Consider the following 8,064-nt stretch of genomic DNA (forward strand, 5'->3'; position numbering starts at 1 on the left):
GTCCGTACCGCCTTGATTTCTATATCAGATTTGGCAGTCGCTGTCACGAAATCGCAGCACCATCTGGGAAATCCGGGATCCATGAACGACACATCGGCCAGGTCCAGGCGGTAATGGCCGCCGTTCAGGCGCCCCATCTGCTGCAGGACGCTTAGAAAGGTGCCTTGGGCGGCAAAGGTGAAACGACCCGACAGCGCCAAGCCCGGACCACGCTCGGACGGCAACGGCGAAAGTTTCACCCCCCCCGTCGCGGCGACGGTGGCCGTGGCGCTATGGCCCGAAGCCGGTTGCAGCGGCGGCTCGACCGGCAATTGGCCGGCAAGGTCCATCTGCTCCAGGATCGAGCGCACCGTCGCCGATGGCTTCGATATGACCAAGGTGACGCCGCTGGTGCGAGCCTGTTCGGCCGCCTGCAGCAGCAGGCCGATGGCGAAGGAATCGACATATTCCACCCCGGCCAGATCAAGGACGACCCGGCGACCGGAATCGGCCGCGAACTCGGCCAGGATTGCCAGGAAGCGGTCGTTGTCGTGAAAGGTCATCCGCCCGCTCAGGGTCCAGACGCGGCCGGCAGCCAGGTTTTCCATGCGAGCTTCCATGCGGGTTCCCCTTCCCTGCGATCGATCCGTTTTCAGCATGCTACTTATACCATACGGATAGGGGGTGCCCAGCGCTAAGACGGCAAATCCACCCCCCTTTTTCCGCAGGCTTCGACACCCCAGATGTCCTTGTAGCGACTTCGACTTTGGCGAGGGGGCCATGGGCAGCACGACAACCAGGCGGCGTTTGAGGATCATCTTGACGGTGATTGCGACGGTGGCGGTGGCGGCCGGCCTTTACGGTGCCGCTTTGATCCGTTTCGGCCAGATGATGGCGGCCGGCGGATGACCGCCGCCACCCTGCTTCCCCATCTGACCGCCGCGCTGAACGCGGTGTCGTTGGCGCTGCTGCTGGTTGGCTTCGCCCTGGTGCGGGCCGGGCGCAAGGATTGGCACCCAAAGGCGATGGTTTCGGCGGTGGCGGTCAGTGCCGCCTTCCTGGTGGTCTATGTCGTCTATCATTTCAGCGCCCCGATCTTCGTCTTTCGCGGCCAGGGCGCCATCCGGCCGGTCTATTACGCCCTGTTGATCAGCCATGTGGCGCTGGCCGCGCTGGTGGCGCCGATGGTGGGGCTGACCCTGGCGCGCGCGGTGCAGGGCAAGGTCGATGCCCATCGCCGGTTGGCGCGGTGGACCTGGCCGTTGTGGGTCTATGTCAGCCTGTCCGGCCTGATCGTCTATGCGATGCTTTATCACCTCTATCTCTAAGGGGCGTGCCATGCCGATGAAATCCTATGTCGAGCTTCTGAAGCTGCGCATCGCCCTGATGATCGCGCTCACCGCCGTCACCGGCTATGGCGCGGTGGCCGAAACGGTCGAACCGCTCCACCTGGCCCTGTTGGTGGTGGTGATGGTGCTGGGCTCGGGCGGGTCGGCGGTGTTCAACCATGTGTTCGACCGCGATATCGACGCCTTGATGAAGCGGACCCGCAACCGGCCGATGGTGGTCGGCACGGTCGCGCCCACCGAGGCGCTGATGCTGGCCGGGGGCCTGACCATGGCCGGCATCGTCCTGGCGGTGTCGGCGCTCAATTGGGTGGTGGCGGTGCATCTGTTCCTGGGGGTGTTCGTCTATGCGGTGATCTACACCGTCTGGCTGAAGCGGCGGACCTGGTGGAACATCGTCTTCGGCGGCGCCGCCGGCAGCTTCGCCCTGCTGGCCGGAGCCGCCGTGGTCCAGCCCTCGCAATGGGCGCTGCCGGCGCTCTTGGCGGTGACGCTGTTCCTGTGGACGCCCAGCCATTTCTGGGCGCTGTCGATCCTGCTGGTCGAGGATTACCGCGCCGCCAACGTGCCGATGCTGCCGGTGGTGGTGGGCGTCGAGCGCACCGCCTGGTGCATCCTGGGCAATTCGGTGCTGCTGGTCGGCTCGTCGCTGGTGCCGTGGGCCATGGGCTGGCTGGGCACCCCCTATCTGATCGGGGCCGGGCTGGTCGGTGTGCTGCTGCTGGGCCTGAACGTCAAGCTGGTGTTGACGCCGTCGCGATATTGGGCCGGCTGGAACTTCGCCGCCTCGATGCCCTATCTGTTGGGCCTGTTCATCGCGGTGTTCGCCGACAAGCATTGGTTCTGATAAAGTCCCGGCCGGTTTTCCCGGCTTGGTCTTTTGTCATGGCTTCACCCCCGCTGCTTTCCCTTCGTGACGTTCGCCTGACCTTCGGCGGCAATCCCTTGTTCGAGGGTGTGACTACCTGGGTCGGCCGGGGCGACAAGACCTGCCTGGTCGGCCGCAACGGCTCGGGCAAATCGACGCTGTTGAAGGTGCTGGCCGGCCAGATATTGCCGGATTCGGGCGAATTGTTCGTCCAGCCCGGCACCCGAATCGCCTATCTGCCGCAGGATCCGGCGCCCGACGCCGACACTGTGCGCGATTACGTGGTCCTGGGCCTGCCCGCCGACGAGCGCGACCAGACCTATCGCGCCGAGGCGCTGCTGGCCGAACTGGGCGTCGATCCCGACCGCTCGACCGTGGGGATGTCGGGCGGCGAATCCCGCCGCGCCGCCCTGGCCCGCGCCCTGGTCGGCGAGCCCGACGCCCTGCTTTTGGACGAGCCGACCAACCATCTCGACCTGCCGGCGATCCTGTGGCTGGAGGAACGGCTGAAATCCTATGGCGGCGCGTTGGTGGTGATCAGCCACGACCGCCGTTTCCTGGAACAGATTTCGAAGCAGACCCTGTGGCTGGAGCAAGGACTGGTGCGTCGGGCCGAGTTCGGCTTCGCCGGCTTCCCGGCCTGGCAGGAGGAGACCTATCAGGCGGCCGAGGCCGAGTTGGAACGCATGGACAATCTGCTGAGGCGCGAGCTGCACTGGCTGGCGCGCGGCGTCACCGCCCGGCGCAAGCGCAACATGGGCCGCCTGCGCGCCCTGAACGGGCTGCGCCAGGAACGCGCCCAGCGCTTCGGCGCCCGTCAGGATGCCGAGCGGCGCGCCCAATTGGCGGTCGATGCCGGCGACGTCTCGGGCCGGCTGGTCATCGAGGCGACCAGGATCTCCAAATCCTATGGCGACAAGCTGGTGGTGCCGGAATTCTCGACCCGCATCCTGCGCGGCGACCGCGTCGGACTGATCGGTCCCAACGGTGCCGGCAAGACCACTTTGTTGCGCATGCTGACCGGCGACCTGGAACCCGATGGCGGCACTGTGCGGCTGGGCACCAATCTGGAGGCCGCCTATTTCGACCAGCGCCGCGATCGCCTCGACCCCGAGCGTTCGGTATGGGACACCCTGACCGACGGGCGCGGCGACAATGTCTGGGTGCGTGGCCAGCCCCGCCACGTGGTCGGCTACATGAAGGATTTCCTGTTTTCCGACAATCAGGCGCGCACGCCGGTTTCGGCGCTGTCGGGCGGCGAGCGGAACCGCCTGCTGCTGGCCAAGCTGCTGGCCAAGCCGTCCAACCTGCTGATCCTGGACGAACCGACCAACGATCTGGACATGGACACACTGGACCTGTTGGAAGAGATGCTGGCCGATTACGAGGGCACGCTTCTGGTGGTCAGCCACGACCGCGACTTCCTGGATCGGTTGGTGACCAGCGTCATCGCCGTCGAGGGCGACGGCACCATCGGCGAATATGCCGGCGGCTATTCCGACTATCTGGCCCAGCGCCCAACCCGGCCGTCCGAAGCCGCCAGGATCGAGGCGCGGGCCGAGACCATCGCGGCGCGCCCCAAGGTCCAGGCCAAGCTCAGCTACAAGGACCAGCGCGAGTTGGACGAGTTGCCGACCCGGCTGGAGAAGCTGGCGACCGAGATCGCCAAGCTCGAGGTCGAACTGGCCGATCCCGCCTTGTACGAAAAGAATCCCGCCCGTTTCGACCTGGCGGTCAAGCGGCTTGACGCGGCACGCGACGAGTTGGCGGCGGCCGAGGAACGCTGGCTGGAACTGGAAAGTCTGAAGGAAGAGATGGCGGCCCGGTCATGAACCTGAAAGACGGGCTGACGGCGCTGGTGGTCGTCACCCTGTGGGGGCTGAACTTCATCGCCGTCAAGGTGGCGTTGACGGTGCTGTCGCCGTTCCTGCTGTGCAGTCTGCGCTTCTTTCTGGTCGCGTTGTTGACCGTGGCCTTCTTCCGGCCCCAGGCCTACCAATTGCCGCGCATCGCCGGCCTGGCATTGGTGCTGGGCGTCGGGCATTTCGGCCTGCTGTTCTGGGGCGTGGCCGGGATGGATGCTGCCACGGCCGCCATCGTCACCCAATTGGGGGTGCCGTTCTCGGTGCTGCTGGCCTGGGCGTTCTTCGGCGACCGGCTGGGCCTGCGCCGAGGTGCGGGCCTGGTGGCGGCCTTTTCCGGCGTCGCTTTGCTGGCCGGCGAGCCGCAATTGCCGGCGACGGCGCCGCTGGTGGTGGCGGTCATCGCCATGGCCGCCTGGGCGGTCAGCAACATTCAGGTCAAGAAGCTGGGCGATATCCACCCGCTGGCGCTGAACGGATGGATGGGGTTGATGACGGCGCCGCTGCTGGCCGGCATCTCGCTGGCGACCGAAAGCGGGCAGGGGGCGGCACTGGCGGCGATGACCTGGCCGGTGGTCGCTGCCGTCGCCTACACCACCATCGGCTCGTCGCTGGTGGCCTATACCCTGTGGTACCGTCTGGTCAGTCGCCACGACCTTAGCCGGCTGGTGCCGATCACCCTGCTGGGGCCGGTGATCGGCGTGGCCGGCGGCGTGCTGGCGCTGGGCGAGGTGTTGACCTGGCAGAAAGTGGTGGGCGGCGCCATTACCGTGGCCGGTGTGGCCTTGGTGCAATTGGCCGGGCAGCGCGGGGGCGAGCGGGTGGAGCCGGGGCCATGAACCAGATCATCGACCATCCGTCGCCCAATTTCGGCCCGCGGCGTCGCGCCCTGGTCGACATGCTGGTGCTGCATTACACCTTCATCGACGGACCCGCCTCGCTGGCCCGGCTGTGCGATCCGGCCGCCGAAGTGTCGGCCCATTACCTGATCGAGGAAGACGGCCGGATATTTACCCTGGTGCCGGAAGACATGCGGGCCTGGCATGCCGGCAAGTCCTGTTGGGGCGGCGATCCCGACGTCAATTCCCGCTCGATCGGTATCGAGCTGGTCAATTCCGGCGATTCTCCGTTCGCCGAGGCGCAGATCTGCGCCCTGATCGACCTGGCCGGGGCGATCTTGTCGCGCCACCCGATCCCGGCGGCCAACGTGGTCGGCCATTCCGATGTCGCGCCGGGGCGCAAGGCCGATCCCGGCGCCCTGTTTCCGTGGGCCAGGCTGGCGGCAGCCGGAATCGGCATCTGGCCGTTTCCCGATCCGGCCGACCAGCCGGCCGATCAGGTGCTGGCCGCCTGGGGCTACGACCTGACCGATGCCGAGGCGGCCCGCTCGGCCTTTCGGTTGCACTTCCGCCCCCCTTCCGTATAGGCCTTGAAGGCAGGGGGGCGCGTCCCCTTATCAGCTATGAGGCTCTCCGTGCGGATTGCCCTCGGAAAACCGGGGAGGTACTGCCATGTTCGTCAAGAATATCCTGATGGGAAAGGCTCGCGGCGCCGGCGTCGTGACCATTTCGCCCGACGCCTCGATCTCGGAAGCGGCCAAATTGCTGGCGACCCATCGCATCGGCGCGCTGATCGCCACCCATGCCGACGGGGCCATCGCCGGCATCTTGTCGGAACGCGACATCGTGCGCGGCCTGGCGGCGCAGGAAAACGTCTGCACCACCGCGCGGGTGCAAGACCTGATGACGGCGACGGTTCTGACCTGCCACGAGGACGATACGCTCGACAGCCTGATGATGACGATGACTGGCCGGCGCATCCGCCATCTGCCGGTGGTCGATTCCGACAATCACCTGATCGGCATCGTCACCATCGGAGACGTGGTGAAAAGCCGGCTGGATCAGGCCGATATGGAAGTGGACAATTTGCGCCACTACGTGGTGGCATCGCGCTAAAGGGTGCCCCCCGGCCTGGACCGGGGGGCTTGTCCTTATTCGACGGTGATCTCCGAGACCTGCTCGTAGACTTCGCCGGAATCGTCATGGAAGGCCAGCTTGATCTTGCCCGATTCGGTCGCCAGCGCGTAGCAGGTGACGAACGGGTTGGCGCTCATGGCGGTGTGCCAGTCGCCGCTGGTGACGATGTCGTTGTTCCAGGTGACCACGAACTTGTTGATGATCTTCCTGGGGATGACCTTGCCGGCCGCGTCCTTGCGCTGGCCGGTTTCCATATCGTGGGTGATCTGGGCCTTGATCTCGATGATCTCGCCCTTCTTGGCCTTGGCCGGGATGCGGCTCTTGATGGTGGGTGCAGCCATAGTCCTTAACTCCGTTCCTCAGCCGCCGCAGCCGCCGATGGTGACCTTGATTTCCTGCTTGGCCATCCACACCGAGCCGTCGCTCATCACGGCATAGGCGCGGACCACCTGGGTCTTGGCCAGGCGCATGCGGAAGGCCACCTCGGCCTTGCCGGATTTCGGCGTCAGGAACCAGGACGACACGCCCGGAGCCGGGTTGCCCTCGGCGACGACATGGATCGCCTTGACGTGGTCGGCCGCGCTCATCGGGCTGTCGACCGACACGGCGATCGGCTCGGCCGCGCCGCTTTCGGCGACATCCTTGATCTTCAGCTGAACCTTGCCCTCTTTGGGGGCGGCGCCGCCGATCAATTTCTTGACCAGGTCATCCGCCTCTTGGGGGGTCGCTTGCGCCATCTTCGGCGCAGCCATCGCCACGCAGCCGATGCCGGCGGCGGCCAGCACGTCGCGCCGCGACCAGCCCTCAACTTTCTTCGCCATTCCCTCTCTCCTTGTCGGAACCGCGCGGACCCGCCGGCAGCCCATCGATGGTGATGGCCAAGCCTAGCGGAATCGACGCTATCAAAGCAATATCTGTATTAGAAAGTAGTGAAGTTTGCGGACGTATCCGCGATGGAAAGTCTTGCACTTCGGGGCCTTTTTGGTGAAAATGGGACGCTACGCAGAAGCGTAGTTTTTTATCGGCAGACTGACGAGAAAGGTCACGTCCATGGTCGACGATCTCGATATCACCAGACGCACTCAGTATGCGCCGCTGGCTCCTGTGCAGCCCGGCGTTCAACTGGTCAATCCGATCGAAGAGGCTGCCCAGCAGTCTCTGACGGTGGTGGATGCCGTCCAGCTTTCCGCCCAAGCCAGCGCGCGCATGAAGGACATGAGGGAGATGCTGGAGGGCAGCACGATCGCTGAGGCGTGGCTGCGCCATAAGCTCGAGCCGCCCGATCTGAACGATCCGCGCGCCCTGGAAAACTCCGCCCGCTCGACCGACAGCAATTCCGAAGACAAGGAAAAGCAGGATTCGCTGAAGAGCGCCTTCCGGCAGACCATGAATGATATCGGCTGGCTGCTGGATGCCATCGGCGTCAACAAGGCCGATACCGATCCTATCGCCGAGGCCATCGCCCAGAAGGCCGCCAGCACCGGTGTCGGCATCCTGCCGCCGCTGCCTGAAACCATCGCCCGCGCCCGCCAGGCCGGCGCCGTCGCCGCCTTGTTCGTCGAGAACATCGGCGTCACCATTCAGCGTAGCAAGGTCGTCGATGTTGCGGTAGACCGGGTGACCATCACCCAGGTCCACGATTCGGTCGGCGACCGGTTTGCCGGGACCGACAAGCCGCTGGTTCTGGATGTCGGTGGCGAGCTGCAGATGGTGCGCACGCCGTCGGAGGGATCGAGGACGTTCGGCGCCATTACGCCGAATGCCCGCCCGGAAAGCGACAGCGCCACGCGGACGGCCGAGGCCTTGTCCGACGCGGCCCTGCGACCGGAAGACCCGCGCCGCGCTCTGCTGATCGTGCGCGAGGGCGGACAACTGCACCGCGAGGGGACCGTTCGCGTCAAGATGGACGCCTTGATGCCGATCCGCTGAGGTCGTGACTGTCAGGGGGAGGCCGCACCCCATAGGCGTTAACATAGCGCACACACTTGGCGTTTTCGCTTTCTTGGGGTGTCGGCGAGGCGTACAGCGAGGCT

The 8,064-nt window shown here is 65.7% G+C and carries 10 protein-coding genes; 7 read left to right on the forward strand and 3 right to left on the reverse strand.

All coding sequences use genetic code 11. The annotated features are described in order from the left end of the window. Nucleotides 1–587 (reverse strand): STAS domain-containing protein (locus A6A05_RS00230; protein ID WP_068496301.1); only part of this gene is annotated, 587 nt, incomplete at its 3' end. Nucleotides 588–884: 297 nt separating this feature from the next. Here A6A05_RS00230 and A6A05_RS00235 point away from each other — a divergent pair. The 6 genes from A6A05_RS00235 (at nt 885) to A6A05_RS00260 (ending at nt 6,010) form a co-directional block, all read left to right on the forward strand. Next, entirely contained in the window at nt 885–1,307 is a 423-nt protein-coding gene (locus A6A05_RS00235; RefSeq protein ID WP_068496303.1) for a DUF420 domain-containing protein, read from the forward strand. 10 nt (nt 1,308–1,317) lie between these two features. After that, complete coding sequence (gene cyoE / locus A6A05_RS00240) at nt 1,318–2,172, forward strand: heme o synthase (RefSeq protein WP_068496305.1); 855 nt, start codon at nt 1,318–1,320, stop codon at nt 2,170–2,172. Between the two features lie 38 nt (nt 2,173–2,210). Beyond that, complete coding sequence (locus A6A05_RS00245; protein ID WP_068496307.1) at nt 2,211–4,025, forward strand: ABC-F family ATP-binding cassette domain-containing protein; 1,815 nt, start codon at nt 2,211–2,213, stop codon at nt 4,023–4,025. Beyond that, nucleotides 4,022–4,894: a DMT family transporter gene (locus A6A05_RS00250; RefSeq protein WP_068496309.1), complete on the forward strand. Its 873-nt coding sequence runs from the start codon at nt 4,022–4,024 to the stop codon at nt 4,892–4,894. The genes A6A05_RS00245 and A6A05_RS00250 overlap by 4 nt, the downstream gene beginning before the upstream one ends. Beyond that, nucleotides 4,891–5,481, forward strand: a complete 591-nt coding sequence (locus A6A05_RS00255) for an N-acetylmuramoyl-L-alanine amidase (RefSeq protein WP_068496311.1) — start codon at nt 4,891–4,893, stop codon at nt 5,479–5,481. Before A6A05_RS00250 ends, A6A05_RS00255 begins: the two co-directional genes overlap by 4 nt. Before the next feature lie 85 nt (nt 5,482–5,566). After that, entirely contained in the window at nt 5,567–6,010 is a 444-nt protein-coding gene (locus A6A05_RS00260; protein ID WP_068496313.1) for a CBS domain-containing protein, read from the forward strand. 35 nt (nt 6,011–6,045) lie between these two features. Here A6A05_RS00260 and soxZ read toward each other — a convergent pair whose 3' ends face one another. Next, the gene (soxZ, locus tag A6A05_RS00265) at nt 6,046–6,372 is read right to left on the reverse strand and encodes a thiosulfate oxidation carrier complex protein SoxZ (protein WP_068496316.1); all 327 of its coding nucleotides are present in this window, start codon (nt 6,370–6,372) and stop codon (nt 6,046–6,048) included. An 18-nt stretch (nt 6,373–6,390) separates the two neighbouring features. Next, on the reverse strand, nt 6,391–6,852 hold the full coding sequence (gene soxY / locus A6A05_RS00270; protein ID WP_068496318.1) for a thiosulfate oxidation carrier protein SoxY: 462 nt from the start codon (nt 6,850–6,852) through the stop codon (nt 6,391–6,393). Nucleotides 6,853–7,081: 229 nt separating this feature from the next. Here soxY and A6A05_RS00275 point away from each other — a divergent pair, with 229 nt between their 5' ends. Continuing rightward, nucleotides 7,082–7,960: a hypothetical protein gene (locus A6A05_RS00275; RefSeq protein ID WP_068496321.1), complete on the forward strand. Its 879-nt coding sequence runs from the start codon at nt 7,082–7,084 to the stop codon at nt 7,958–7,960. The last annotated feature ends 104 nt before the right edge of the window (nt 7,961–8,064 follow it).

It is taken from the genome of Magnetospirillum moscoviense, from assembly GCF_001650635.1.
GTDB lineage: Bacteria > Pseudomonadota > Alphaproteobacteria > Rhodospirillales > Magnetospirillaceae > Magnetospirillum > Magnetospirillum moscoviense.

Excerpts from the sequence above, each read along its gene's own strand:
- soxY (WP_068496318.1), bottom strand. The coding sequence starts at position 6,852 with ATGGCGAAGAAAGTTGAGGGCTGGTCGCGGCGCGACGTGCTGGCCGCC.
- A6A05_RS00250 (WP_068496309.1), top strand. The coding sequence starts at position 4,022 with ATGAACCTGAAAGACGGGCTGACGGCGCTGGTGGTCGTCACCCTGTGG.
- A6A05_RS00260 (WP_068496313.1), top strand. The coding sequence starts at position 5,567 with ATGTTCGTCAAGAATATCCTGATGGGAAAGGCTCGCGGCGCCGGCGTC.
- cyoE (WP_068496305.1), top strand. The coding sequence starts at position 1,318 with ATGCCGATGAAATCCTATGTCGAGCTTCTGAAGCTGCGCATCGCCCTG.
- A6A05_RS00235 (WP_068496303.1), top strand. The coding sequence starts at position 885 with ATGACCGCCGCCACCCTGCTTCCCCATCTGACCGCCGCGCTGAACGCG.
- A6A05_RS00255 (WP_068496311.1), top strand. The coding sequence starts at position 4,891 with ATGAACCAGATCATCGACCATCCGTCGCCCAATTTCGGCCCGCGGCGT.
- A6A05_RS00245 (WP_068496307.1), top strand. The coding sequence starts at position 2,211 with ATGGCTTCACCCCCGCTGCTTTCCCTTCGTGACGTTCGCCTGACCTTC.
- soxZ (WP_068496316.1), bottom strand. The coding sequence starts at position 6,372 with ATGGCTGCACCCACCATCAAGAGCCGCATCCCGGCCAAGGCCAAGAAG.
- A6A05_RS00275 (WP_068496321.1), top strand. The coding sequence starts at position 7,082 with ATGGTCGACGATCTCGATATCACCAGACGCACTCAGTATGCGCCGCTG.